Source organism: Myxococcus guangdongensis (genome assembly GCF_024198255.1).
Lineage (GTDB): Bacteria > Myxococcota > Myxococcia > Myxococcales > Myxococcaceae > Myxococcus > Myxococcus guangdongensis.
Map to the genome: position 1 here is coordinate 26,518 of NZ_JAJVKW010000012.1, position 23,999 is coordinate 50,516.

Below are 23,999 nucleotides of genomic sequence, written 5' to 3' on the forward strand. Positions count from 1 at the left end.
GCCCAACCCCCTCCCAGGCCCACGCCATCATGAGCCCCGACCTGATTCGACGCAGCCTCCTGAGCGGGCTCGTCGCCCTGCCCCTCCTCGCCCAGGCACAGGGAGACACGGCCCCCTCACCACGCCCCTCCGAGCACGCACCCGCGGACCTCGAGTCCCGGACCTGGGCGGTGAACGTGGGAGCGCGGAGCCACGCCTGGGAGTTCGACCGGAGACGCGCCAATGCGCCCATCCTCATGGTGAGCATGGAGCATCAACCCTTCCGGCACCTGTCCATCTTCGGCGGCACCCACTTCGGCCCGGACATCCACATCGTGGGCGCGCAGGTGGGCAGCCGCCTCTTCTTCGGCGAGACGTTCCACGAAGGGGTCTTCGTCTCGGCGCAGGCGAGCTACACCCTGTTCACCGTGGACGACGACACGTTCGGCCGACGCTCCTCCGTCGGCGGGCTCGTGGGCTATTCGCATCCCCTGAACACCCGGTGGCATCTGTCGCTCGGCGTGGGAGTCCAATCCACGCAGACCCGGACGACGACCTATCCTCCCCGGCCCCTGCTCTGCCCCTTCGGCATGTGCGGCCCCACCTCCGCGCCACGCACCGAGCGATGGGAGGGCGAGGAGCCGCTCGTGCAGTTGGGCACCACGTTCCAGTTCTGAGACACGGCGCCGCGCTCACAGGTAGTCGCTGATGAACCAGGGCAGCTTCTCGCCCAGCCGCTGCAGCAGTCCGCGGCGGCGCCAGCCGTCCCAGTGGATTTCGCGTGAGTGGAGCATGTCCTTCTCGAACGCGGCGGCGAGCGACGCGGCCAGGGCCGGGTCCTCCACCACGAGCGAGCACTCGTCCGAGGTGCTCAGCGCCAGCGGGTCCATGTTCGTCGAGCCCACCACGGACAGGTCCTCGTCCACGAGCATGGTCTTGGAGTGCATCATCGACAGCTCGTACTCCCAGATGCGCACCCCACCCTCGAGCAGCCTCGCGTAGGACGCGCGCTGCGCGGCGTGCACCGGCGCGATGTCGTGATGTCGCCCGGGCACGAGCACGCGCACGTCCACGCCCTGCTTCACCTTCTCCAGCAGCATGTCGCCGATGGCGTCGGAGGGGATGAAGTACGAGTTGGAAATCCAGAGGCGTCGCTTCGCGGCGGCGATGGTGAGCAGCGTCATGCGGCGCGCGTCGGAGAGGAAGCGGTTCTGCGTGCTCGCGACGAAGCCCGCGCGGGCCTCTCCTCGGGGGGCGAGCTCCGGGAAGGCCTCGGATGGAAGGAAGTCTCCGCCCGCCTCCTGCCAGTTCTGCGCGAAGGCCACCTGCATCTCGCGCACGGCGGGCCCCTCCGCGCGCACGCTCATGTCGCGCCAGGACTCGGGCCCCTCCGCGTCGCCGAGCCAGCTTCGCCAGATGCCGAAGCCCCCGGTGACGCCGACCTCGCCATCGCGCACCACGAGCTTGCGATGCAGGCGCGTCTTGATGCGCGCGGCGTCGAGCGAGGGCAGGGCGCCCTGGATGGGGCGGAAGATGCGCACCTCGCAGCCCGCGTTCGAGAGCGCGATGCCCACGGAGTCGAAGTTGACGCTGCCCAGCGGGTCCACGAGCACGCGGCACGCGACGCCGGGCTGTCGCTCGCGCAGCGCGCGCACCAGTCGCTCCGAGGGCTCCCCCGGGCGCCAGATGTAGCTGGCGATGTGGATGCTGGAGCGCGCGGCGCGAATCTCCTCGTCCAGGACATCGAAGACGCGGCCGTTCTCCACCAGCTCCACGTGGTGGCCGGGCGTGAGCGCGACACCCAGGGACTGGAAGAAGGCCAGCGAGCGCGTCTCGTCGGCCGCGGTGGGCAGCGCACGCAGCCGGAGGTCGTGCCGATGATTCGGAGCATGGCACCCGGCGACGAGCAACGCGACGAGCACGGAGCAGGCCAGCTTCACCTTCGGAAGCTAATGGCGCTCCGCCATCGCGGCACCTGCCATGTGACACCGCGAGCGCAAACACGGCGTCCACCGGACAACATCTCGGCGCGAGCACAGTGTGTGACGCACGTCACTCGGACGGCGCACGGTGGAGCGGCGCCGCGCGCGTGCGCACCCTCCCCGTTCCTCCTCCGGCCCGAGCGCGCATGTCACGACACCTGGTCCTCTCGAGCATCTGGCTCCTCGTGGGCGCGGGCCTCATGCCCCAGGCGTCACGCGCCGATGTTCCGCTGCGAGCCTCTCGGCTGGAGCCCACCACCCCGCCCCCACTCGGCGCGAGCAGCACGTACCAGCCCACCCGCCCCGAGGACGCGCCCCTGTCCACCGGCGCCTGGGTCGCGCACGGCGGCATCGCGCTGCTACCGCTCGGCGGCATCTGGGGCGCCACGCGCGTCGGCGGTGACACCCGCCTGGGCGCCACGAGCGCGCAGACGGCCGCGGGGATGCTCGGGGGCTACCTGCCCTCGCGCCTGCTCTTCTTCCGCCCCGCCACGCCGGGCAGCGGACGCTGGATGGACCTGGAGGTCGCGGCCGTCGGCGGAGGCCTCCTGCTCACCCCGCCCCTCGCCGCGCTCGGAACCTGGGGCCTCGGAGAGCTCGCGTTCGGCCGCGGCGAGGACAGGGCGGACGCCTACCTCGGAGCCCTCGCCGGCGCCGCCGCGGGCACCCTCCTGGCCGCCGCCGTCGATGGCCTGCTGACGAAGCTCTCCGAACCCAGCACCCGCCTCCAGGCCGTGCGCCAGCTCATCGCCCTGGCCTTCGTCGGCTCCGGCGCGACGCTCGGCTACCAGTGGGCCGGCGGCGGTCCTCGCTCGCACCAACCCACGCGATAGTTACAAGCGCGCCGCAATCCCTCTCCAATTCCGGATGTCTCACCGGGGCGCTCCGTGCGTGCCTCACCGGCAAAGCCACACGCGCAGCACTACTCCTGAATTCTCGGTTGTCATCAATGACATCCAACGCCATTGTTGCCGGGCCGTACGGACACGCTGTCTGGAGACACACCCCAATGAAGGCTCTCAAGCACCTCCGCGTTGCCGTCGTCTTCACCGCCGTCGCCGCTGTCTTTGGAGTGACCACGGGCTTCACCACCCAGTCGGCTCCGAAGTCCGAGTGTGTGCCTGTTTGTTACAAGCACCCCATCACCGGCGAGCTCATCTGCACCCCGCCCTGCCCGTAGTCCCCACGCCCTCGCGCGTGGAATAGGAAGGGGCCCGGTCCGCGGAACACTCGCGGGCGGGCCCCTTTCACCAGACACGGTGCGACGCCAGGTGGCGCATTTATTCGGTGCGCATCGCCTCCACCGGGTCCAGCTTCGCGGCGCGAGCGGCCGGATAGATTCCGAAGCCCAGGCCCACGCCGCTGCTCATCGCCAGGGACAGGCCCACCGCCCAGCCCGGCACCTCGGTGGGCAGGCCCAGCACCCAGCGCGCCAGGTGCGCCAATCCCACCCCCAGCGCCACGCCGAGCAACCCGCCCGCCAGGGACAGCACCACCGCCTCCGTGGCGAACTGCGCCAGGATGCGCCGCTTCTTGGCGCCCAGCGCCTTGCGGATGCCAATCTCCCGCGTCCGCTCCGTCACGGCCACCAGCATGATGTTCAGGATGCCGATGCCGCCCACCAGCAGCGACAGCAGGCACACGCCGAAGCTGGCCACCGAAATCACCTGCGAGATGTTGTTGAACATCTCCGTGGAGCTCTCGTTGGAGAACACGAAGAAGTCATCCGGCTCCAGCGGCTTGAGGTTGTGACGCCGGCGCATCAGCACCGTCACCTCGTCCTGCGCGCGCTTGATGACCTCCGCGGACGTCGCCTGGATGCTCACCCGGAAGTCGCGCACGCCGAACAGCGGACGGAAGGCCGTCAGCGGCGTCATCACCTGGTTGTCCTGGCCGCTGCCGCCCAGGAAGCCGCCCTTGCGCTTGAGCACGCCCACCACGATGAAGTTGCGCCCCTTCAGGCGGAACGACTGGCCCAGCGGGTCCAGCGAGGGCCACAGCGTCTCCGCCAGGTCCGGGCCGATGACCGCCACCCGGCGGCCATCCAGGTACTCCGTCTGGGTGAAGGCGCGCCCGTGCGCCACCACCACCGAGTTCGTCTGGAAGTACTCCGGCGTCCCCGACCACACGCCCACGTTCGCCCGCGACTCGCGCAGCGGCGTGGACGCCTTCTGTCCCCCCTGCGAGTCCTCGCCCGCGGCGGTCAGCACCGAGGGCAGCTCGCGGATGGCCTCCAAATCCTCATGGGTGAAGCGCGGCCGGCGCGACAGCTCCGCCAGCGACAGGTTGCCCGCGCCGAAGGGCAGCCGCTGCACCTGGAAGCAGTTGGCGCCCAGCTCCGACAGGTTCTCGTTCACCTGGTTGCGCAGGCCCTCGATGAGGCCCATCATCGACACCACCGTGGTGGCGCCGATGACGATGCCCAGCAGCGTCAGGAAGGAGCGCAGCGGGTTGGAGACGAACGTCCCGAACGCCAGCCGCAAGGTGTCCAGCAAGGCCATCATGGGCAGTCGTCCTCAGTCGTGGCGGAGTGCTTCCACCGGGTCCAGGTTCGCCGCGCGCGCCGCGGGCCAGATGCCGAACAGCAGGCCCACCATCGCCGCGAACCCCACGCCCGCCACCACCGTCAACGGCTCCACCGTCGCGGCCAGCGGCGTGATGAACGACACCGTCTTCGCCAGGCCCAACCCCACCACCGTCCCCAGCGTCCCGCCCACCGCGGACACGCTGGCCGCCTCCATCAGGAACTGGAGGATGATGGTGCGCTTCTTCGCCCCCAGCGCGCGGCGCACGCCAATCTCCCGCGTCCGCTCGCGCACCGACACCAGCATGATGTTCATGATGCCGATGCCGCCCACCAGGAGGGTGATCAACCCCACGCCCGTGGCCGCGCCGTAGAGCGCGCCGGTGAGCTGCGAGTAGATGTTGGCCAGCTGCTCGGGCCGGTTGATGGCGAAGTCGTCCTTCGCCTCCGGCGGCGTCCTGCGCTCGCGCCGCAGCGCCACGGTGAGCTGGTCCTGCACCTTGAGCACGTTGTCCGGCGAGTCCACCGACACCGCGATGTTGGGCGAGTTGCGCTTGCCGAAGTCCGCCTGGAAGGTGCGGAAGGGCACCACCACCACCGTGTCCTGGTTCTCCCCCAGGATGGTGCCCTTGGCCTCCAGCGAGCCCACCACGCGGTAGGACTTGGCGCCCAGGGTGATGCGGTGGCCCACCGGGTCCAGCCCCGGGAACAGCGTGCGCGCCAGCTCCGCGCCGATGACCGCCACCTGCGCCCGGTTGTCCACGTCCGCGTCCGTCAGGAAGCGGCCCTTGTCCACCGTGAACGAGGAGATGAGCGCGTAGTCCGCCGTGGTGCCGATGGCCGTCACCGACGCCATGCGCCGCTCCAGGAAGCGCGCCTCCACCCGGTCGAAGTAGAGCGGCGCCGCGGCCACCACGTGCTCGGAGGCCTGGAGGATGGGCTCCACCAGGTCCGCGGACAGGTTCTTCCGGTTGCGGTACTCCCACCAGTCTCCACGCATGGTCCAGGGGAACTTGGACACCTGGAGCGTGTTCGCGCCGATTTGCGCGAGCTGGTCCGCGAAGGACTGGTTGATGCCCTGGATGATTCCGACGATGGCCAGCAGCGTGCACACGCCCACGCCGATGCCCACCGTCGTCAGCACCGTGCGCAGCCGGTTGGCCCGCAGGGAGAACAGCGCGATGCGCCCTCCCTCCCACACGTCGACCCTGAAACTCACGTGAAACCCTCTCGCGTCGGCGGGTGGCGCCGGACCGTTGGCCTGCCCCGGTAGAACGCCGTACGCCGGACGAGGTCGGGTGATTGCACGGAAGTTTTCAGCCCGCCACCTGCTTCCACCCGCGCGCGAGCACAACCACCGCCCGGGCGACTTCTTCCTGAGAGGTGTCCGGCCCCAGGGACAGGCGCACCGCCCCCAGGGCGTCCGCTTCCGGGATTCCCATGGCCCGGAGCACCGGCGACGCCGTCTCGCCCCCGTCATGGCACGCTGAGCCCGTGGACGCGGCCACCTCCGGCGTCGCCGCCAGCACCGCCCCACCCCGGACGCCGGGGAAGCGGACGTTGAGCGTGTTGGGCAGCCGCTCGGCGTCCTGCCCGCTCAGGGCGAGCCCCGGCACCGCCTCGCGCAGCCCGGTCCACAGCTGCTCGCGCAGCGCGAGCATCGCCTGGGCTCCCTGGGAGAGCCGCCGGCCCGCCAGCTCACACGCGACGCCCAGCCCCACCGCGTACGGGATGTTCTCGGTGCCAGGCCGGAGGCTCCGCTCCTGCCCGCCGCCCAGCGTGACGGCCCTGAGCGGTGTGCCCTGTCGCACGTACAGCGCGCCCACGCCCTTGGGGGCGCGCAGCTTGTGGCCCACCAGCGTGAGCAGGTCCACGCCGAGCGCCTTCACGTCCACGGGCACCTTGCCCACCGACTGCGCCGCGTCCGTGTGCACGCTGGCGCCGTGGCGGCGCGCGAGCGCGGCGATGTCCGCCACCGGCTGCAGCACGCCCGTTTCGTTATTGGAGTGCATCAGTGACACGAGGGCGGTTTCGCCGCCCGCCGCGTCCAGCGCCTCGCGGGCGTCCTCCACGCGCACGCGGCCCTGTTCATCCACGGGCAGCCACGTCACCCGCCAGCCGCGCCACTCGAGCGCGTCGCAGGGCAGCTTCGTGGCGGGGTGCTCGATGACGGAGGTGAGGACGTGGCGTCGGTCCGCGCGGGCCTCGGCGGTGCCGCGGATGGCCAGGTTGTTGGCCTCCGTGCCGCCGGAGGTGAAGAGCACCTCGAACGGCTTCGCGCCGATGAGCGCGGCGACCTTGCCGCGGGCGTCCTCCAGCGCCGCGTGGGCACGGCGGCCGTACGCATGGCCGCTGGAGGGGTTGCCGAAGTGCTCGCGCAGGTACGGCAACATGGCGTCCACCACCTCCGGGTCCACGGGGGTGGTGGCGTTGTGGTCCAGGTACAGCGGGCGCTCGGGGCTCATGGCCCCGCAGCATTACGGCAGCACCGTCACCGTGTCTCCCTGCAGGCGCACCGGGAAGGACACGGTGTTGGGGTGCACCGTCCCCTCGTCAACGATGTCGCGCGTGTCCACGCTGACCTGGAAGGTGTAGGTGCCGTCCGGCACGTCCGTGACGTCCACCCACTGGCACGGCACGTCGAGCGTGTAGATGTCCGACCAGCCCGCGGAGATGCCCATCGGCTCGTAGTAGTTCCACGGCTCGGCGTCCGAGCAGTAGCTCTGCACGTCCACCAGCGCGTAGCCCTGCTTGCGGCCGGACATCACCTCGCGCCCCTGGGCGTCGCGCAGCTCGTACGCGGCGAAGTTCGCCAGGTGGTAGTGCCCGTGGCACTCGTCGAAGACATACATGTCCGGGTGCTCCTCCACGGGCGGGAAGATGGCGGCCTTGCTGCCCAGGTTCATGATGGAGGTGCTGAAGCGAAGCAGCTTGCGGCGCCCCGGGGCGAGCACGCACTGCTCCTGCACCTCGCAGGAGTCGGCGGCGAAGTCCTTCCACGTCACGTGCGCGGTGCGCTCGAGCACGTCCTGGTCCACGGTGAGGTCCGGCTTGCCGTTCACCGGGTCCAGGTTCAGGCCGCAGGACACCGGGGCCTGCATGCGCGGAGGCTCCGCGGGCGTCTTCGGGACGCGGCCTCCGGCGAGGATGACCACCTCACCCGCGGTCAGCTCCATCAGGTCTCCGAACGGAGAGATGGCGACAATCAGGTCCTCGTTGCCATCGCCGTTGAGGTCCCCGGGCACTTCGACGCTGTAGCGATGATAGGTGTCATAGCCGTTGGGGATGGTGTCCGCGCGGGGCCAGGCCCAGACGGGGTGGAGCGACTCGGAGAGGTTGTCCTTCGGCGAGAAGAAGTAGAGCCGCCCCGCGGCGCCTATCACGAAGTCCTGGCGATGACCGTCGCCGTCCAGGTCCCCCACGGCGCGCACGGGGCCACCCAGCCCGGGGAACGCGGGGTCCCCCTGCGTGGACCAGAGCGCAGCCGTCGCGTACGTCCCATCGGCGTTGGACAGGTGCACGGAGAGCGGCCCGTTGTCCGCGGAGGCCAGCGCCTCCGGATGGCCGTCCGCGTTCAGGTCCGGCAGCAGCGAGGCCATCCCCGGGAGGAGCTCCTCGCGCAGCGGCTCGGTGGACACCGCCCCCGCGCACGCGAAGGTGCTGCCGGGTTTGCAGCCGAGATGGTACGCCCTGCCACTCGTGTCCGTGCTCAACAGCACGTCCTCGGCGCCGTCCGCGTTCAGGTCTCCCACGCCCTGGGCGGAGTGGAAGCCCAGGCGGGTCTGGACGAGCGTGAAGGGGCCCTCGGCCGCGCCGGGCGTGGCCCGATAGAAGCGCTGCTCCGTGGTGAGCGCCACGATGAGGTCATCGCGTCCGTCCCCATCCATGTCCACCAGGCCGCTCCCGAAGAAGGTGACGGAGCGGCTGGGGGGCGGCACGCGGAAGGTCGGCGCCGCCAACATCGCCGACAGGTCCGCCTGCCCCAGGAAGACCTGGGTGCCGAAGCGGCCATGGACGAGCAGGTCCGCGAAGCCGTCCCCGTTCACCTCGCCGGCCACGACGCGGAGCCCCACGCCGGAGACCTGGGGATGGGGGTGCTCCCAGCGCATCCGAGCGAACACCGGCTCCTTGGAGAAGTACGGCGCCTGTCCCTTGTAGATGTACACCCCGCCCGGGTGCCGCGTGCTGGTGAGCAGCCGCTGACAAGGCAGCGAGCCCACCACCAGGTCCTTCTGGCCGTCGCCGTCGAAGTCCGCGAGCGCCACCGAGCCGCCGAAGCACTCTCCGGGCTCGGCGACGTCTCCCTTCACCTGCCACAGAGGAGTCTCGGACAGCTCGGGGCCCGGCTCGGGCTGGGGCTCCGGAGGGTCCGGGTCATCACACCCCCCCAGGACAACCCACAACGTGGCTACCGACACGACGAATGACAGACGCATCACGGCCACCCTTCTCGAGCGCTCCGGCGCAAGCACCCCGCCAGGAGTCGTGAGGCGTGACAGGCTATGTCCGTCGTCGAGGCCCTGTTTCCGATGCTTGCCGGATGAAGGGCATCTGCGCCCTACGTCGACTCGCGCGGGCACAGTGTCAACGCGTGGACCTCCGAGCCCACGAGCACACGCGAGTCATCCCAGCTCCACACCCCGTCGGTGCGGGCGGGCGCCGCGCCACCGAAGGTGGGCAGCACCGTCCAGGGCAGGTCCACCAGGTGGCGGCCCCAGCGGCGCAGCACGTCCGCCAGCGCGTCGAGCGAATCGAGCGTGCCGGACTCCCCGTGCCCGTGCGGGCAATCGAAGTGGTAGTGCCAGGGCATCGCCTCGGTCGCGGGGTAGATGTGCAGGGTGGCGGACAAGCGTTCCTCCAGGGCCTCGTGGCGCGGGTCTTCGGTTCGCATCAGCGCTCCACCGTCAGCGCGAGCCCCTGCCCCACGCCGACACACAACGAGGCCAGTCCCCGCCGCGCCCCCTGACGCTTCAGCTCGTGCACCAGCGTGGTGACGATGCGCGCCCCACTGGAGCCCAGCGGATGTCCGAGCGCGATGGCGCCGCCGTTGACGTTGACCTTCTCCGACGGGAGCTTCAGCTCGCGCATGCACGCCAGGGCCTGCGCGGCGAAGGCCTCGTTGAGCTCCACCAGGTCCACGGAGTCAAGGCTCCACCCCGCGCGCTCCAGGGCCGCGCGTGACGCGCCCACAGGCCCCATGCCCATGACGCGAGGGTCCACGCCCACGCTCGCGCTGCTCACGAAGCGCGCCAGCGGCGTCGCGCCCGAGGCCTTCAGCGCCGCCTCGCTCATCAGCAGCACCGCCGACGCGCCATCGTTCAGCGTGGACGAGTTGCCCGCCGTCACGCTGCCACCCTGCCGGAACGCGGCCTTCAAGCCGGACAGCCGCTCCAGCGACGTGTCCGCGCGAGGCCCCTCGTCCACCTCGACGCGCACGGGAGCGCCCTTCGCCTGGGGCACCTCCACCGCGACGAGCTCGCGGGCGAAGCGCCCCTCCGCCTGCGCGGCCACGGCCTTGCGATGTGAGGCGAGCGCGAAGCCATCCTGCGCCTCGCGGGCGATGCCCCACTGCTCGGCCACGTTCTCCGCCGTCTCGCCCATCTGCTCCAGCGGGAACAGGGCGGCGAGCCTCGGGTTCGGATAGCGCCAGCCCAGGGCGGTGTCCCAGGCCTCCCACTTGCCGGAGGGGAAGCCGTCCTCGGGCTTGGGCATGGACCACGGCGCGCGCGTCATCGACTCCACGCCACCCGCGAGCACGATGTCCGCCTCGCCCAGGCGAATCATCCGGCAGCCCTGGATGATGGCCTCCAGGCCGCTGGCACACAGGCGGTTGACAGTGACGCCGGGCACCGAGTGCGGCAGGCCCGCGAGCAGCAGTGCCATGCGCGCCACGTTGCGGTTGTCCTCGCCCGCTTGATTCGCGCAGCCGAGGAACACCTCGTTGACCCGCGCGCCATCCAGCGCGTTGCGCTCGAGCACCGCGCGCAGCACGTGCGCGGCGAGGTCATCCGGTCGCACGCCCTTGAGCGCGCCTCGGAACCGGCCGATGGGGGTACGGACCGCGTCGACGATGAAGGCCTCTGTCATGACAAGGGGCTCCAGGAGGGTGCGTTCAGAGATAGAGGCGCTGCGGGTCCAGTCGCTCGCGCAGGAGCGACAGCACGGACGTGTCGGGCTCGCCCGTGGTGCGCACGGAGTCGGCGACGCGCAGCGGCCAGCCACAGGCGGCGCGCACCTGGTCGGACGTCACGCCGGGGTAGACCTCGGACAGCACGGCCTCGCCGGTGGCGTCGAAGTCGAGCACGCCCAGGTCGGTGATGATGCGCGTGGGTCCACCGCCGGGCAGGCCCAGCTCCGCGCGCGTCTTGCCGTTCATCCGGTGGCCCGGGCTCGTGATGAAGTCGCACTTCTCCACGAAGGTCCGCTTGCCCATGCGCATGACGATGAGCAGCCGCCGCGCGTGCACCGCGATTTCACACGCGCCGCCGCTGCCGGGCAGGCGCACCTTGGGGTTCGCGTAGTCACCGATGACGGTGGTGTTGATGTTCCCCCACCGGTCCACCTGCGCGCCGCCCAGGAAGCCCACCTCGATGAGCCCGCGCTGCAGCAGGCACTGGAAGATGTCCGCCTGTCCCACCACCGCCAGCGAGTCCGTGACGAGCGACGGGTCGCCGATGGACACGGGCAGCCGCTCGGGAATCGCGCCCACGGCGCCGGACTCGTAGATCATGAACAGGCCCGGCGCGTGCGTGGCCCGCGCCAGGTTGCACGCGAGGTTGGGCAGGCCGATGCCCACGAAGACGACGTCGCCGTCGTGGAGCTCCTGGGCCGCGCGCCACGCCATCCGCTCGGAGGCGGTGGAAACACTCTCAGTACCCATAGTCCACCCCCTCGCAGACGCGAGCCTTCGCGCGCAGCGTGTCGAGCAACCCCGTCTCCAGCTTCGCCAGGTAGCCCTGACGGTCCTTCACGCCGTAGACGAACTCCTCCAGCCAGGCGCGATACGTCTCCGGCTTGCGGGAGATGTCCTCCCACTTCACGTAGAAGTCGTTGTCCCGGTCATGGAAGCCCTGCACGAAGCTGGGGTGGCACCCCCAGGGCTCGTGCACCACGTGGCTCACGATGATGCCGGGCACCAGCGTGCGGTTGGGGTCCTTGCGGATGACCTCGGTGGGGACGATCTGCTCGGCCACGACGATGACCTTGCGCGCGGCGAAGGCCACCTCCTTCTGCGAGCCGAGCAGGCCCCACACCTGCGCGTTGCCCTCCATGTCCGCGCGCTGGCAGTGGATGATGGCCACGTCCGGATGGAGCGCGGGCACGGTGGCCAGCTCACGGTCCGTGTACGGACAGCGCACCGTCTTGATGGCGGGGTTCACCCGTGCGATGTCCGCGCCCTGGTAGTTGTCGAGCGGCCAGAACGGCAGGCCCGCGCTCGCGGCGAGGAAGCGCGAGAGCAGCCCGAAGTGCGAGTACTCCTCCAGCTCCAGCCGCTCCGTGGAGGACGCCTCGCTGCGACGGCGGAGCGCGTGCAGGCTGCCCACGCCGGGGTTGCCCGCCCAGCTGAAGACGAGCTTCTTCACCGCGCCCGCCTCGATGAGCTGGTCGTAGACCAGGTCCGGGGTGAGCCGGATGGCGGTGAGGTCCTTCACGCCCTGGCGGATGATTTCGTGGCCCGCGGCGAAGCAGATGAGGTGCGTGAAGCCGTCGATGACGATGGAGCTGCCGTCCTTCACGCTGGCCGAGATGGCCTCGCGCATGGAGCAGCGCTTGTCCACGGCCCCAGGCTTCACAGCTTCACCCCCGCCGCGACCCGGGCGGGCGCGACCTTGGACACGTCGAGCGACAGCTCCCGCAGGCACTCCTCGAGGATGCGAAGCATGACGGCCACCTCGTGCTCACCGATGATGAGCGGCGGCGCGAAGCGGATGGTGGACTTGCCACACGACAGCAGCAGCAGGCCCTTGCGGAACGCGAGCTGCTCCAGCTCGCCCACGTAGGCGCTCGCGGGCTCCCGAGTCGCGGGGTCCACGAACTCCGCGCCCACCATCAGGCCCACGCCGCGCACGTCGCCGATGACGGGGTGCCGCGTCTGCAGCTCGCGCAGTCCCCGCTGGAGCAGCGCCCCGGTGGCGCGCACGGAGTCGAGCAGCCCCTCCACCACGTCCAGCGTGGCGAGCGCCGCCGCGCAGCACACGGGGTTGCCGCCATAGGTGCTGCCGTGCGAGCCGCGCGGCCACGTCATCACCGACTCCTTGGCGATGATGGCGCCCAGCGGCATGCCGGAGGCGATGCCCTTGGCGGACAGCAGGATGTCCGGCATCACGCCGAAGTGCTCCGCCGCGAACATGTGTCCGGTGCGGCCGATGCCCGACTGCACCTCGTCGAACACGAGCAGGATGCCGTGCGCGTCGCAGATGCGGCGCAGCTCTGTCAGGAAGCTCTTCGGGGGCACCACGTAGCCGCCCTCACCCAGGATGGGCTCCACGAAGATGGCGGCGACCTCGCGCGGGTCCACGTGGTTGACGAACCACTCGCGCTCCAGCGCCAGGGCCGGGTTGCACGCGTCGCCGCACGTCTGGGGCGCGCAGCCGTTGGGACAGCGGTACGGGTTGGCGTAGGGGACGTGGATGACGCCTGGCAGCAGCGGCCCGAAGAAGGCGCGCTGGGCCACCTTCGACGAGTTGAGCGAGATGGCGCCGTACGTGCGCCCGTGGAAGCCGCCCTTGAAGGCGACGATGTACTGGCGGCGCGTGTGGTGCCGCGCCAGCTTGATGGCGCCCTCCACCGCCTCCGTGCCGGAGTTGGTGAGGAAGACCTTCTTGGGTCCCATCTCGGGCAGGTAGCTGGCGAGCCGCGCGCAGAGCTTCGAGAAGGCGTCGTAGTAGAAGTCCGTGCCGCAGATGTGCAGGAAGCGGCCCGCGGCCTCCTGGACGGCCTTCACCACGTGCGGATGCGCGTGGCCCGTGGAGGCCACGGCGATGCCCGCCATGAAGTCGAGGAAGCGGTTGCCGTCGACGTCGTGGACCCAGGGGCCCTCGCCGCGCTCGACGACCAGCGGATACTCCTTGATGTACGAGGGGGAGCTGAAGCGCTGGTCCAGCTCGATGATGGCGCGCGCCTTCGGCCCCGGCAGGGCGGTCTTCACTTCGGGATGGAGCATGGTCATGGAGGTCTCCTGTCGAGGGCGTCAGCCCATCCGTGTCTGCGCCTGCTCGCGCATGAATTGAGCGACGTAGTAGGGGCCGCAGCCGCCCTTGCCGGACCCGCCGCTGCCCTTCCAACCGCAGAAGGACTGCACGCCGGGCCACGCGCCCGTCGTCGCGCCCGTGCGGCGGTTGGCGTAGAGGACGCCCGCCTCGGCCTGGGCCATGAAGCGCTCCACGTCCTCGTCGCCGCGGCTGAAGATGCCGGCGGTGAGGCCGTAGTCGCAGTCGTTGGCCAGCCGGAGCGCCTCGTCCAACGTGGAGAAGCGCGTCACGCCGACGAAGGGCAGGAACAGCTCTTCGCGCATGAGGCGATGTCCGTGCGACAGCGCCACCACCGTGGGCTCCACGAAGTACCCCTTCGCGAGCGCCGCATCCAGGCGAGGACGTCCACCGCCGGCCATCACCGCGCCGTCCTGACGGGCCTCGTCCACGGCGCGCTCGAAGCGCTTCACCGCCGCCGCGTTGATGACGGGGCCGGTGAAGACGGACGCGAGCGACGGGTCCCCCACCTGCGCGGCGCGCGCCTTCGCGGCGAGGCCATCGGTGAACGCGTTGTACAGCGACTCGTGCACGTAGATGCGCGACAGCGCGCTGCACTTCTGGCCGGACATGCCGAAGGCGGAGCGGAAACAACCCTCGATGGCGGCCTCCAGGTCCGCGTCGCGACAGACGATGGCCGGGTTCTTCCCGCCCAGCTCCAGGAGGCACGGCCGCACCCGGCCCGTGGACATCTGCCGGTGGAGCTCCATGCCCACCGCCTTGCTCCCGGTGAAGGACACCCCGTCGATGCCGGGGTGGCGCACCAGCGCCGCGCCCACCGTCTCGCCCTCGCCGTGCGCGACCTGGAAGACGCCGGGAGGCAGGCCCGCGTCGGCGAGCGCCTGGTACAGGCCCTCCGCGCACCAGGGCGTCTCCTCGCTGGGCTTGAGGATGACGCTGTTGCCGCCGAGCAGCGCGCCGCCGCTCATCCCCGCCGCGAGCGCGAGCGGGAAGTTGAACGGCGAGATGATGACGAAGACGCCGTAGGGCCGCAGCACGCTGCGCGTGTCCTCGTTGGGGGACAGCCGCGCCATGGGCCGCGAGTAGCCCTCCGCCTGCTCGAGCTGACCGGCGTAGTAGCGCAGCAGGTCCGCGGACTCCTCCACGTCACCGAGCGACTCGAGGCGGCTCTTGCCCACCTCCAGCGTCATGCGCGCGGACAGCGCCATGCGCCGCTCGGAGATGAGGTCCGCGGCGCGGCGGAGGATGCGCACGCGCTCCTGCCACGGCGTCGCGCCCCAGCCGCGCTGGGCCTCGCGCGCCACGCGCACCACCCGGTCCACCTCGGCCACGGGCGTGCGGTGCACGGACACGAGCACCTCGTCCGGCCGCGCCGGGTTGCGGCTCTGAAGCAGGTCTCCGCTCCGGAACGCCTCGCCCCCGAGCCACGACGGCAGCTCTCCGCCCAGCTTCGAGCGCACGGCGGTGAGCGCCTCGTCGAACTGCGCGTGCAGCGCGGACAGGTCCGCCTCCAGCACCGAGTAGGTGATGCGGAAACTCATGACGCCTCCTGGAAGAAGTGGTGGATGCCGCGGGCGAGCGTGTCGACCAGCTCGTCGACCTCCGCCTCGGTGATGACCAGCGGGGGGCCGACCATGAGCAGGTCCCCGTTCGTCCCGTCCGCGTGGCCCGTGTTGGACCAGAGGACGAGCCCTCGCTCGAACAGCGCCGCGAGCAGTCGCTCGATGACCTTGCGCGCGCGCGGGAAGGGGCGCTTGCTCGCGATGTCCTCGACCAGCTCGATGCCGGCCATCAGCCCCACGCCCTGCACGGAGCCGACGTGCGGCAGCGTGCCCAGCGCCTCGCGCAGCCGTCGCTGGAGGTGCGCGCCCACGCGCTCGGCGTGGGCCACCAGGTCGTGCCGCTCGTAGTAGTCGAGCACCGCCAGCCCCGCCGCCGTCATCGCGGGCGCCTGGAGGTACGTCTGCGCGTGCATGAAGCCGCCCGAGCCCCGGCGCAGCTCCTCCAGGTGCTCTTCGCGGATGAGCAGCGCGCTCAAGGGCGCGTAGCCCCCGCTGATGCCCTTGCCGAGCACCAGCACGTCCGGCGTGAAGCCGTAGAGGTCGCTGGCGAAGAAGCGGCCGGTGCGACCACAGCCGCACATCACCTCGTCGGCGATGGTGAGGATGCCGTACTCGCGACACACGGCGCTCACGCGCTCGAAGTAGCCGGGCGGCGGAGGCGACGCGCCCGCGGACGAGCCGATGACGGGCTCCGCGATGAAGGCGGCGATGGTGTCCGGGCCCTCGCGGCGAATCGTCTCCTCGAGCAGCCGCGCGTAGTGCTCGGCGCCGTCGCGCGCGTAGTCCTCCAGGCCGGAGCGGTACGGGTACGGCGCGGCCGTGGTGACGACCTCCGCCAGCATGGGGCCGAAGAAGGTCTTGTAGTGGGGCCGGCCCGACAGCGAGAGCGCGTACAGCGTGTTGCCGTGGTAGCCGGGCACGCGCGCGATGACCTTGCCGCGCTGGGGCTCGTCTCGCTCCACCCAGAGCTGGCGGACGAACTTCACCGCGGCCTCCACCGCCTCGGAGCCCGAGCCGAGGAACGCGGCGCGCGTGAGCCCCTGGGGCGCGTGGGCGCACAGGCGCGAGGCGAGCTCCTCGGTGACGTCGGTGGTGAAGTGGGTGCCGTTGACGTAGGCGACGCGCAGGAGCTGCTCGTGGATGCGGTCCGCCACCTCGCGGTTGCCGTGGCCCACGCTGGCCACGAGCGCGCCGGCGGAGGCGTCCAGGTAGCGCTTGCCGCTCGCGTCGAAGAGGTGGACGCCCTGACCGTGCGTCACCACGGGGAAGTCGCGCGCGAGATTGCGCAGCAGCACGTTCCCCTGGGGGTAGCGCACCGTGTGCCTGGCTTCTTCCCGCATCGTCCGTCCTCCACGCAGCGCGGACGACCGGAGGTCGCCCGACAGGGCTCCCGCGTGGAAGAAGGGCAGTCGCGATGCACGCGTGAGCGCACACCAGGCTCCGACTGGAGCCCACGGACCGACCTTCGCCCCCACGGGCGACTGGAGACACGGGGGATGGAGGTCGGAGAAGTCGAGCGTGCGTGAGGGCCCGTCGAGGCACGAGCGCCGCTCGAACCTTCCGGCCGTCCCACGCGGCTCCAGGTCGAAACCGTCCGTGGATTTCTCCCACGGCCGGATGCGGGCAGGTCTTCGGGCTCGTGAGCGCTTCGGCTTTTGAGGGCCGGCTTCCTACGACTCGTCGCTTCCCAGCTCCCCGAGGGAACCAGTGCGGATGACGAGGCTCGTTCTCACTTACCGCTGCGGGGCAGCCCCGGAATCGAACCGGGTTCCCTTTTAAGCTCGGACCGAGGTCCGGGCACCAACATGGGGCGGTATGTACTGTTCGCCTCTTCGGACTGTCAAGCGAAGCGCCGGTGCGCGCTCGACGCGCATGGACGCGACGTCCGCTGTGCGCTCACGGATGTTCGACGAGCAACCTGCCGTGCATGAGCGCTGGCGCATCCCGTGCGCAGGCGTCACCTTCATCGGTGGCCCTCCGCGTCGGAGGACGCCCCGAGACTATGGCTCCGTCCGCCGCGACCACCGCTGCCGCGCCCTTCACGTTCACCCGCGCACAGAAGGTGTTCACGATGTCGGGTGCGCTGCTCGGGCTGCTGCTCGCGGCGCTGGACCAGACGATTGTGGCCACGGCGGGCCCCTCCATCCAGGCGGACCTGGGCATCTCTCCGGCGCTCTATCCGTGGCTGACGACGTCGTACCTGGTCGCGTCGACGATGATGGTGCCCGTGTGGGGGAAGCTGTCGGACCTCTTGGGCCGGCGCGCGGTGCTGGCGGCGGGAATCATCGTGTTCCTGCTGGGCAGCTTCCTGTGCGGCGTGTCGCGCTCGACGCTGACGCTCATCCTGTATCGCGCGGTGCAGGGAGTGGGCAGCGCGGCGCTCTTCACCGCGTCGCTGTCGGTGGTGGCGGACCTCTATCCGCCGCGCGAGCGAGGCAAGTACCAGGGCCTGTTCGGCGCGATGTTCGGTCTGTCGAGCGTGGTGGGGCCGCTGGCCGGGGGCTTCATCACGGACCGGCTGGGATGGCACTGGGTGTTCTTCATCAACCTGCCGGTGGGCGCGGTGGCGCTCGCGCTCGTGCTCTTGCGCATGCCGGCGCTCAAGCCTCCGGGGGCCTCGCGCGGGAAGCTGGATGTGACGGGCGCGGTGCTGCTGGCGCTGGCGGTGGTGCCGCTGTTGCTCGCGCTCAGCCTGGGACGTGGCGCGGAGCAGGTGGCGCACGGTGGAGGATGGGCATGGGGTTCGTGGCAGGTGCTGGGGTTGTTCGCGCTCGCGGCGATGGGGACGGTGTTGTTCCTGCGCGAGGAGACGCGGGCGCAGGAGCCGCTGTTGGACTTGAAGCTGTTCCAGGACCGGACGTTCGCGTTGGGGAACGTGGCGGTGTTCATCATCGGCGCGGTGTTCCTGTCGGGCGTGGTGTTCCTGCCGTTGTTCATGGTGAACGTGGTGGGGCTGTCGGCCACGCACTCGGGGCTGACGCTGACACCGCTGACGTTGGGCGTGGTGGCGGGCAACGTGCTCAGCGGGCAACTGGTGTCGCGCATCGGCCGGTACAAGGGGCTGATGCTGGGCTCGCTGGGGGTGTTGATGGTGGGCTTCACGGTGATGGGGTTCACGCTGACGCCCACGTCGACGCAGACGGAGGTCACCGTGAAGATGGTCCTGGTCGGCGTGGGCCTGGGACCGTCGATTCCGCTCTACACGCTGGCCATCCAGAACGCGGTGTCACCGCAGCGCATCGGCGTGGCCACGGCGATGGCCACGTTCTTCCGTCAGCTGGGGATGACGTTGGGTGTGGCGTTGTTGGGCGCGGTGTTCGCGACGACGCTGTCGCATCAACTGGGCACCCGTGTGGCGAGCGCCACGGAGGGGCTGCCGCCGAAGCTGCGCGCGGAGCTGGCCTCCGCGGTGCCGGGTGTTGGGGGAAGCGAGGCGGGCCCGGCACAGTCGGCCTTCCAGGCGGAGAAGGTGAAGGAGCGCGTGCGCGCGGAGTTGGAGGCCGAGCGGAAGACTCTTCAGAGCCCGGGGGCGCGGGAGAGCGATGCGGCCCCACGCGAGCAGCATGTCTCCGACGTGGACGCAAAGGAACAGCGAGCGCTGGAGGCGGTCGACCGGACAGCGCTGGCGCTGAAGGAGTCCTTCACGCGGGCGGTGGAGGCGGTGTACCGCTGCGCCATCTTCGTCGCGCTGCTCGCGTTCCTGGTGACGCTGAAGCTGCCCGAGCAGCCCCTGCAACGCGGGCGCGCGCGGGTACCGGCGCCATCGGAGTGAATCGGCTCACGCGGCGGTGAGCGCGGAGGACTCCGAGTCCAGCGTGTAGATGCGCACGGGATGAGGTACGCCCTTGACGGGGTGGTGACCCAGGTCCTTCACATCGCCACGGTAGTGGGAGACGAAGGACTCGGAGAGGAGCACGGGCTCGTTGAGCCCCGCGCACAGGCCCGCGATGCGGCTGGCCAGGTTCACAGCGGGGCCGATGACGGTGAAGTCGAGCCGGTCCGACGCGCCGATGTTCCCGTACATCACGTCGCCGACATGGAGGGACGTTCCGAACTCGTAGGTGGGCAGACCCTTGCGGCGGCGTGAGGCATTGTCCTGCTCGCTGGCACGCACCGCATCATGGACGGTGCGCGCGGCGGCGGCGCAGCGGTCCTCCACGAGCGCATGCTCGTCGATGCGGAAGATGGCCAGCACGGCGTCGCCCATGAACTTGAGCACCTCCGCGCCGTGCGAGTGGAAGGCGCCGACCATCGTCTCGAAGTAGGCGTTGAGCAGCTCCAGCAGCGCGTCGCGAGGCAGCGCGTCCGACAGCACGGTGAAGCTGCGCAGGTCACTCAGGCAGATGACGGCGGAGGTCGTCTCGCCGTCGCCGCGTCGAATCTGTCCCTGGAGGACACGGCGTCCCGCGTCTCGACCCAGGTAGGTGTCGAGCAGCACGCCCGTCATGTCCTTGCGCGCGAAGACCTCCATCACCAGCTCCAGCATGGGATGCAGTTCGTGAAGCAGCGCACGGTGCGCATCGGTGAAGCCCCCAGGCGCGGAGGTGGCCCAGGAGACACCGTGACGCGAGTCGTCGCTGAAGCACACCGGCAGCGCGAGGTACTCGGTGAGCCCCTCGGCGCGCAGCTCGGCGAACATGGGGAAGTCGCCGTCCGGGAGTGGCTGCTCCAGGCGGCGATGGATGACGGGCAGTCCCTCACGCAGGGCCTTGAAGGGGCTCTTCGAGAACGCGGGGAGGTGCTGGAGGCCGTGGGGATGGACCTCCGAGGTGGCGTCATGTCCAGGGCGCCAGCGGAAGCTCTTCGCGTGCAGCAGCGGGTGCAGCGTGAAGAGGACGATGGAGGCGCGCGACACGGGCACGCCGCACGCGGTCAGCCGTTCGCACAGGCCCGAGAGCAGCGGCACGGGATTGGGCAGACGCCTCGCTTCCACGGCGAGCCAGCCCACCACGGAGGAGAAGGCATGGTCGCGAAGGCTTCGCGAGTCTCCGGCATTCACTTTCACGAGGCGCTCACCACTCCCCAGCGGGCCGAGCCGGGCCGGGCGCCAAGCAACCATGACGAACCCGGAGCGTCAACGAAGACCGTGGGGAGCGAGCGGGAGGGTGCCTGTCCCCGCCGCCCCTCCCCCGAGTGTGCGTGGACCTCACAGCTCTTCGAACAGATCGACGACGGCCTGCGCCAACAACTCCTGCTCGTCGGTGGAATGCTGCGAAGCGTACGTGAGGACATCCTGAACGCCCGGCGCGTCCCTGCTCCAGAAGAGGTCCTTCAGTCGCGCTCGCAAGAGCCGGCCTTCTTCCCCTGCAGATTCGAGCGCCGCACGCACAGACTCGGCTCCCACCAGCTTCACGTAGACGAACATGTCGAAGCTGTCTTTGAACTTTTCCGGGCGTTGCTCGCGCTTGGCTCGCTCCTTCATCGTGAGGAAGCCCACGGCGTCGGGCAGCAGAATCACCAGGGACTTGCCACCCACGGGGAGCGATACGCTCTGGCTCCGACGCAGGGCGACACGCGAGTCCGGCAGGCGCGTCATCTGCGTGGGAAGGTCGTCGACCTCCACGTCATCCGGCGCGAAGAGGTCCAAGTCCATACTCGTGCCGCTGAGCAGCGTCTTCGACCACCGGTACGATTTCGTTCGCGCGAAGTTTCGAGACTTGAGCACCTCAGGAAGCCGCTCCGCCATGAACCCTGAGCCATCCATGTCGAACAGCAGGTCGGGCTCGAACGAGAAGCCTCGCTCCACAGCCACGCCCGTGTCCGTCTCGACGGAAATGACTCCCGTGCCCCCGCGGCGCTTCGACTCCACTGCAAGCACCTGTCCGCCGATGAGCATCACAGGCGTCGAGAGCGCGCCCAGGTCGAGTAACAGCTCCCGGAGTTCACCCAGGATTTCGTCGAACCGCTCCTCGTCGGTCATTCCAATTCCTCGACGAGCGGCAACGACTTCGCGAAGCGACGCAGCAGCTCGTCCGCCTGTTCCTCGCCGCGCCCGCCACTGTGCTGGAAGTCCACGGCCAACTGCGGGAGCGATACGCCCGGGCCGTGCGCGAGGGACCTCTCGCCAAAGTAGACACCACCCACCTCCGTCTCCGCCGCAGGATCCGCGCGGAGAATCCAGAAGTTGTATGGCGTCATCCGGCGCAACCCGAAGGCATCGATGGCCCTCTCCAGCGAACCCGAGAGATAGAGCCCGTGAGGTAGCCCCGAGACGAATCGCTCATCGGGCTCAAGCCCACTCGCCAGGGAGAAGATGGAGCGAATCCCCTGTGACTCCAGCCTTCGATATCCGCGGTCGAGCACATCCGGCGTCGTGGAGGGCGCGTTGAAGCCCTCCTTCGAGATGGCCGTGGGACGCCCGTGCTTCATCCAGGTCTTCAACAGGCCCACAGGCTCGCGAAGTCGCACGCCGCCACTGACATCTACCAGTCCCTCCTGGGTGAGCCGCTTGATGACCCCGTGGGCATACGTGTAGCTCGTCTGGGTCTGGTCCGAGAGAGCGCGCACCGTCCAGCGGCGGCCGGGGAACTTGAGCAGCACGCGCACGATGCGACTGCCCTTGCCGTGGAACACGGGCTCACGCGGGACACGACTCGATGAACCGCTCCCCTGAATCCTGATGAAGGTGCTCCCCGCGCGCAGGAAGAACGTTCCGCGTTGATCCACCAGCGCGAGTTCGTTGTTCGCGCACGCCTCGACCACACGGGGCGACGCGGAGTCGGTGACGAGCATCGGAACTCGGAAGGTCGGCAGCTTGCCGACGTCCGACTCCCTGAGGCGAAGCTGCTCACGGAGCGACTGCAACTTGTCCTTCTGGGCCACCACCTGCGCGGGGAACAAGGGCGCACGGTAGCTCAACAACACTGGGACCTTTGCCTCGGAAAGCCGGACCTCCGCGAGGTCATAGGCCGACTCCCCTCCCGGACCTGTTCGAGGGACGACGAGCCCCTCCTGGCGCACCAGTTCCACGCCCGGCGGAAGCGCCGGTGGGTTCTCCCAGAACTCTTCTCTGAAGTGGGGTCTCTCAGGCTTCATTCAATTTTGTCGATACTGGCGCATTCAGCGCCAAACTGGCGCAAGATTAGCGCCATTCTTGGCGCTATCGACAAAATTAAGTCACCAGCATCAAAGCCCGCGCAGGTGCCACAGAGGGCCCGCAAGGCCGAGCCCCCGCCCTGCGCTCAGTGCCCCGACGCGGCCTTCGGAGGAGTCGCCACGGGCGCACCGCCACCCGGGGGCGCGGTGGGCGCCTCCGGCCGCGCGAGCGTCTCCGGGGACTCCGCCATCGCGTACGTCACCCACGCCGTGGCGGCCGTGCTGCGCGCCAGGTCCTGTGGCTCCACCTTGTCCAACGTGTCCGCGTGCGTGTGGTGCACATCGAAGTAGCGGCTCGCATCCACCTCCACGCCGAAGAACGGCACGCGCGCGGGAACGAGCGGGCTGATGTCCGCGCCCCCGGCCTCACGCGTGGAGAACTGCGCCGCGCCGAGCGCCACCAGCGGCGACAGCCACGGCTCCAGCAGCTCCTTGCCACCCGGCCCCGAGCGCAGGCTCACCGCCACCGGCCGCCCGCCACCCGAGTCCATCTCCATGGCGGCCACGTGCTTGGACAGCTCCGCCGCGTGCGCCTCCGCGTATGCACGTCCACCGCGCAGGCCGTTCTCCTCGTTCATGTACAGCACCACCCGCACCGTGCGCCGGGGCGCCTGGGGCAGCTTCGCGATGAGCCGCGCGGCCTCCATCACCATCACCACGCCCGCGCCGTCGTCATGCGCGCCCGTACCCACATCCCACGAGTCCAGGTGCGCGCTGATGAGGACGATCTCCTGCGGCTTCTCACGGCCACGCACCTCGGCGACCACGTTGTGCGAATCCGCGTCCGGAAGCTCCGAGCACCCGAGCACCATCTTCACGCGCACCGGCCCCTTCGCAATCAGACGGTGGAGCTGGTCCGCCTCCTCCGTCGTCACCGACGCGGCGGGGATGCGAGGCCCCTCGTCATCGAAGCGCGTGGAGCCCGTGTGCGGCGTGCGCAGCGACGCCGTGGCCAGCGAGCGCACCAGCGAGCCCACCGCGCCCGCCTTCGCCGCGAGCGCCGGGCCTCGACCGCGCAGCCCCGCGAAGCGTCCGTAGTCCGCGGGCGACGACATGGTGTGGTTGAAGAAGACAATCTTCCCCTTCACCGAGTCACCCAGCGTCGCGAGCGCCTCCAGCGACGTCACCTCCACCACCTCGGCGGTGAGGCCCTCGGGCGCCGTCGGCGGGCTGCCACCCAGCGCGAGGATGAACAGCGGATGGCCGCGCGTGAGCTCGGACGGGAGAATCTCCGCGCGCTCCTCGCCGCGCACCCAGCGAGGCACCTTCACGGGCTCGGTCCACGCCTTCACGCCATCCGCCTTGAAGCTCTTGAGCGCCCACTGCACCGCGGCGGCGGCGCCCTCGGAGCCCGACAGGCGCGGGCCAATCCCATCCGTCAGCTCCGCGAGCCGCGCGTAGGAATGTCCTTCCGTCAGCGCGGGGCCCACCAGCTTCTCCGCCACGGCCAGCGGCGGCGCATACGCCTTCTTCGCGGGCGCGGCGGACTTCACGGGGGCCGAGGACTTCGCGGGAGCAGCGGGGGCGGCACCCGACACGAGCTGCAGCGCCAGGGATGACGACAGGATGAGCGTGGAGACGGGCAAGAGGACCTCCGGAAGAGGCGCCCACTCTCCGCCCGGCCCTCAGGCCTCGCAAGCCCGATGCG

At 70.2% G+C, this 23,999-nt stretch carries 20 protein-coding genes and 1 riboswitch; of the genes, 4 read left to right on the forward strand and 16 right to left on the reverse strand.

Annotation, left to right across the window (positions count from 1 at the left end; genetic code table 11):
- Positions 1-29 precede the first annotated feature (29 nt).
- The gene (locus tag LXT21_RS31425) at positions 30-656 is read left to right on the forward strand and encodes a DUF3575 domain-containing protein (RefSeq protein ID WP_254041902.1); all 627 of its coding nucleotides are present in this window, start codon (positions 30-32) and stop codon (positions 654-656) included.
- A 15-nt stretch (positions 657-671) separates the two neighbouring features.
- Here the strand turns inward: LXT21_RS31425 and LXT21_RS31430 are convergent, their stop codons facing one another.
- Positions 672-1,919, reverse strand: a complete 1,248-nt coding sequence (locus tag LXT21_RS31430) for a phospholipase D-like domain-containing protein (RefSeq protein ID WP_254041903.1) — start codon at positions 1,917-1,919, stop codon at positions 672-674.
- Between the two features lie 188 nt (positions 1,920-2,107).
- Between LXT21_RS31430 and LXT21_RS31435 the strand changes: the two genes are divergently transcribed.
- Entirely contained in the window at positions 2,108-2,794 is a 687-nt protein-coding gene (locus LXT21_RS31435) for a hypothetical protein (protein ID WP_254041904.1), read from the forward strand.
- A gap of 176 nt (positions 2,795-2,970) precedes the next feature.
- Complete coding sequence (locus LXT21_RS31440) at positions 2,971-3,141, forward strand: hypothetical protein (protein WP_254041905.1); 171 nt, start codon at positions 2,971-2,973, stop codon at positions 3,139-3,141.
- A gap of 100 nt (positions 3,142-3,241) precedes the next feature.
- Here the strand turns inward: LXT21_RS31440 and LXT21_RS31445 are convergent, their stop codons facing one another.
- From LXT21_RS31445 to LXT21_RS31495, 11 genes are all read right to left on the reverse strand, one after another.
- Positions 3,242-4,465 carry an ABC transporter permease gene (locus LXT21_RS31445; protein ID WP_254041906.1) on the reverse strand — a complete coding sequence of 408 codons (1,224 nt, stop codon included), beginning with the start codon at positions 4,463-4,465 and terminating at the stop codon, positions 3,242-3,244.
- 12 nt (positions 4,466-4,477) lie between these two features.
- Entirely contained in the window at positions 4,478-5,704 is a 1,227-nt protein-coding gene (locus LXT21_RS31450; RefSeq protein WP_254041907.1) for an ABC transporter permease, read from the reverse strand.
- Positions 5,705-5,801: 97 nt separating this feature from the next.
- On the reverse strand, positions 5,802-6,950 hold the full coding sequence (locus tag LXT21_RS31455; RefSeq protein WP_254041908.1) for a cysteine desulfurase family protein: 1,149 nt from the start codon (positions 6,948-6,950) through the stop codon (positions 5,802-5,804).
- A gap of 12 nt (positions 6,951-6,962) precedes the next feature.
- Positions 6,963-8,921 (reverse strand): lysyl oxidase family protein, encoded by a 1,959-nt coding sequence (locus tag LXT21_RS31460; protein ID WP_254042172.1) that lies wholly within the window; start codon positions 8,919-8,921, stop codon positions 6,963-6,965.
- A 122-nt stretch (positions 8,922-9,043) separates the two neighbouring features.
- On the reverse strand, positions 9,044-9,376 hold the full coding sequence (locus LXT21_RS31465) for a hypothetical protein (RefSeq protein ID WP_254041909.1): 333 nt from the start codon (positions 9,374-9,376) through the stop codon (positions 9,044-9,046).
- Positions 9,376-10,572, reverse strand: a complete 1,197-nt coding sequence (locus LXT21_RS31470) for a thiolase family protein (RefSeq protein ID WP_254041910.1) — start codon at positions 10,570-10,572, stop codon at positions 9,376-9,378. The genes LXT21_RS31465 and LXT21_RS31470 overlap by 1 nt, the downstream gene beginning before the upstream one ends.
- Positions 10,573-10,597: 25 nt before the next feature.
- A complete protein-coding gene (locus tag LXT21_RS31475) occupies positions 10,598-11,365 on the reverse strand; it encodes a CoA-transferase subunit beta (protein ID WP_254041911.1) in 768 nt (255 codons plus the stop codon).
- Entirely contained in the window at positions 11,355-12,263 is a 909-nt protein-coding gene (locus tag LXT21_RS31480) for a CoA transferase subunit A (protein ID WP_254041912.1), read from the reverse strand. Before LXT21_RS31480 ends, LXT21_RS31475 begins: the two co-directional genes overlap by 11 nt.
- Positions 12,264-12,274: 11 nt before the next feature.
- On the reverse strand, positions 12,275-13,654 hold the full coding sequence (locus LXT21_RS31485; protein ID WP_254041913.1) for an acetyl ornithine aminotransferase family protein: 1,380 nt from the start codon (positions 13,652-13,654) through the stop codon (positions 12,275-12,277).
- Between the two features lie 21 nt (positions 13,655-13,675).
- Complete coding sequence (locus tag LXT21_RS31490; protein ID WP_254041914.1) at positions 13,676-15,235, reverse strand: aldehyde dehydrogenase family protein; 1,560 nt, start codon at positions 15,233-15,235, stop codon at positions 13,676-13,678.
- Positions 15,232-16,596 (reverse strand): aminotransferase family protein, encoded by a 1,365-nt coding sequence (locus LXT21_RS31495; RefSeq protein ID WP_254041915.1) that lies wholly within the window; start codon positions 16,594-16,596, stop codon positions 15,232-15,234. The genes LXT21_RS31490 and LXT21_RS31495 overlap by 4 nt, the downstream gene beginning before the upstream one ends.
- Positions 16,597-16,861: 265 nt before the next feature.
- A riboswitch (cobalamin riboswitch) is annotated at positions 16,862-17,076 on the reverse strand.
- A gap of 182 nt (positions 17,077-17,258) precedes the next feature.
- Here LXT21_RS31495 and LXT21_RS31500 point away from each other — a divergent pair.
- Positions 17,259-19,028, forward strand: coding sequence for an MDR family MFS transporter (locus LXT21_RS31500; protein ID WP_254041916.1), 1,770 nt, complete (start codon positions 17,259-17,261; stop codon positions 19,026-19,028).
- Positions 19,029-19,034: 6 nt separating this feature from the next.
- On the opposite strand, the gene LXT21_RS45500 is transcribed toward LXT21_RS31500, so the two are convergent.
- The 4 genes from LXT21_RS45500 to LXT21_RS31520 form a co-directional block, all read right to left on the reverse strand.
- Positions 19,035-20,261: an adenylate/guanylate cyclase domain-containing protein gene (locus LXT21_RS45500; RefSeq protein ID WP_254041917.1), complete on the reverse strand. Its 1,227-nt coding sequence runs from the start codon at positions 20,259-20,261 to the stop codon at positions 19,035-19,037.
- Positions 20,262-20,402: 141 nt separating this feature from the next.
- Positions 20,403-21,176, reverse strand: a complete 774-nt coding sequence (locus LXT21_RS31510; RefSeq protein WP_254041918.1) for a hypothetical protein — start codon at positions 21,174-21,176, stop codon at positions 20,403-20,405.
- Positions 21,173-22,291, reverse strand: a complete 1,119-nt coding sequence (locus tag LXT21_RS31515) for a hypothetical protein (RefSeq protein ID WP_254041919.1) — start codon at positions 22,289-22,291, stop codon at positions 21,173-21,175. The genes LXT21_RS31510 and LXT21_RS31515 overlap by 4 nt, the downstream gene beginning before the upstream one ends.
- Before the next feature lie 146 nt (positions 22,292-22,437).
- The gene (locus tag LXT21_RS31520; RefSeq protein ID WP_254041920.1) at positions 22,438-23,937 is read right to left on the reverse strand and encodes a M20/M25/M40 family metallo-hydrolase; all 1,500 of its coding nucleotides are present in this window, start codon (positions 23,935-23,937) and stop codon (positions 22,438-22,440) included.
- Positions 23,938-23,999 lie beyond the last annotated feature (62 nt).

Bases quoted from the DNA above. Each gene is read 5' to 3' on its own strand.
- LXT21_RS31425 (WP_254041902.1), top strand. From the start codon at position 30: ATGAGCCCCGACCTGATTCGACGCAGCCTCCTGAGCGGGCTCGTCGCC.
- LXT21_RS31435 (WP_254041904.1), top strand. From the start codon at position 2,108: ATGTCACGACACCTGGTCCTCTCGAGCATCTGGCTCCTCGTGGGCGCG.
- LXT21_RS31440 (WP_254041905.1), top strand. From the start codon at position 2,971: ATGAAGGCTCTCAAGCACCTCCGCGTTGCCGTCGTCTTCACCGCCGTC.
- LXT21_RS31445 (WP_254041906.1), bottom strand. From the start codon at position 4,465: ATGATGGCCTTGCTGGACACCTTGCGGCTGGCGTTCGGGACGTTCGTC.
- LXT21_RS31455 (WP_254041908.1), bottom strand. From the start codon at position 6,950: ATGAGCCCCGAGCGCCCGCTGTACCTGGACCACAACGCCACCACCCCC.
- LXT21_RS31460 (WP_254042172.1), bottom strand. From the start codon at position 8,921: ATGCGTCTGTCATTCGTCGTGTCGGTAGCCACGTTGTGGGTTGTCCTG.
- LXT21_RS31465 (WP_254041909.1), bottom strand. From the start codon at position 9,376: ATGCGAACCGAAGACCCGCGCCACGAGGCCCTGGAGGAACGCTTGTCC.
- LXT21_RS31470 (WP_254041910.1), bottom strand. From the start codon at position 10,572: ATGACAGAGGCCTTCATCGTCGACGCGGTCCGTACCCCCATCGGCCGG.
- LXT21_RS31475 (WP_254041911.1), bottom strand. From the start codon at position 11,365: ATGGGTACTGAGAGTGTTTCCACCGCCTCCGAGCGGATGGCGTGGCGC.
- LXT21_RS31485 (WP_254041913.1), bottom strand. From the start codon at position 13,654: ATGACCATGCTCCATCCCGAAGTGAAGACCGCCCTGCCGGGGCCGAAG.
- LXT21_RS31490 (WP_254041914.1), bottom strand. From the start codon at position 15,235: ATGAGTTTCCGCATCACCTACTCGGTGCTGGAGGCGGACCTGTCCGCG.
- LXT21_RS31495 (WP_254041915.1), bottom strand. From the start codon at position 16,596: ATGCGGGAAGAAGCCAGGCACACGGTGCGCTACCCCCAGGGGAACGTG.
- LXT21_RS31500 (WP_254041916.1), top strand. From the start codon at position 17,259: ATGGCTCCGTCCGCCGCGACCACCGCTGCCGCGCCCTTCACGTTCACC.
- LXT21_RS31510 (WP_254041918.1), bottom strand. From the start codon at position 21,176: ATGACCGACGAGGAGCGGTTCGACGAAATCCTGGGTGAACTCCGGGAG.
- LXT21_RS31515 (WP_254041919.1), bottom strand. From the start codon at position 22,291: ATGAAGCCTGAGAGACCCCACTTCAGAGAAGAGTTCTGGGAGAACCCA.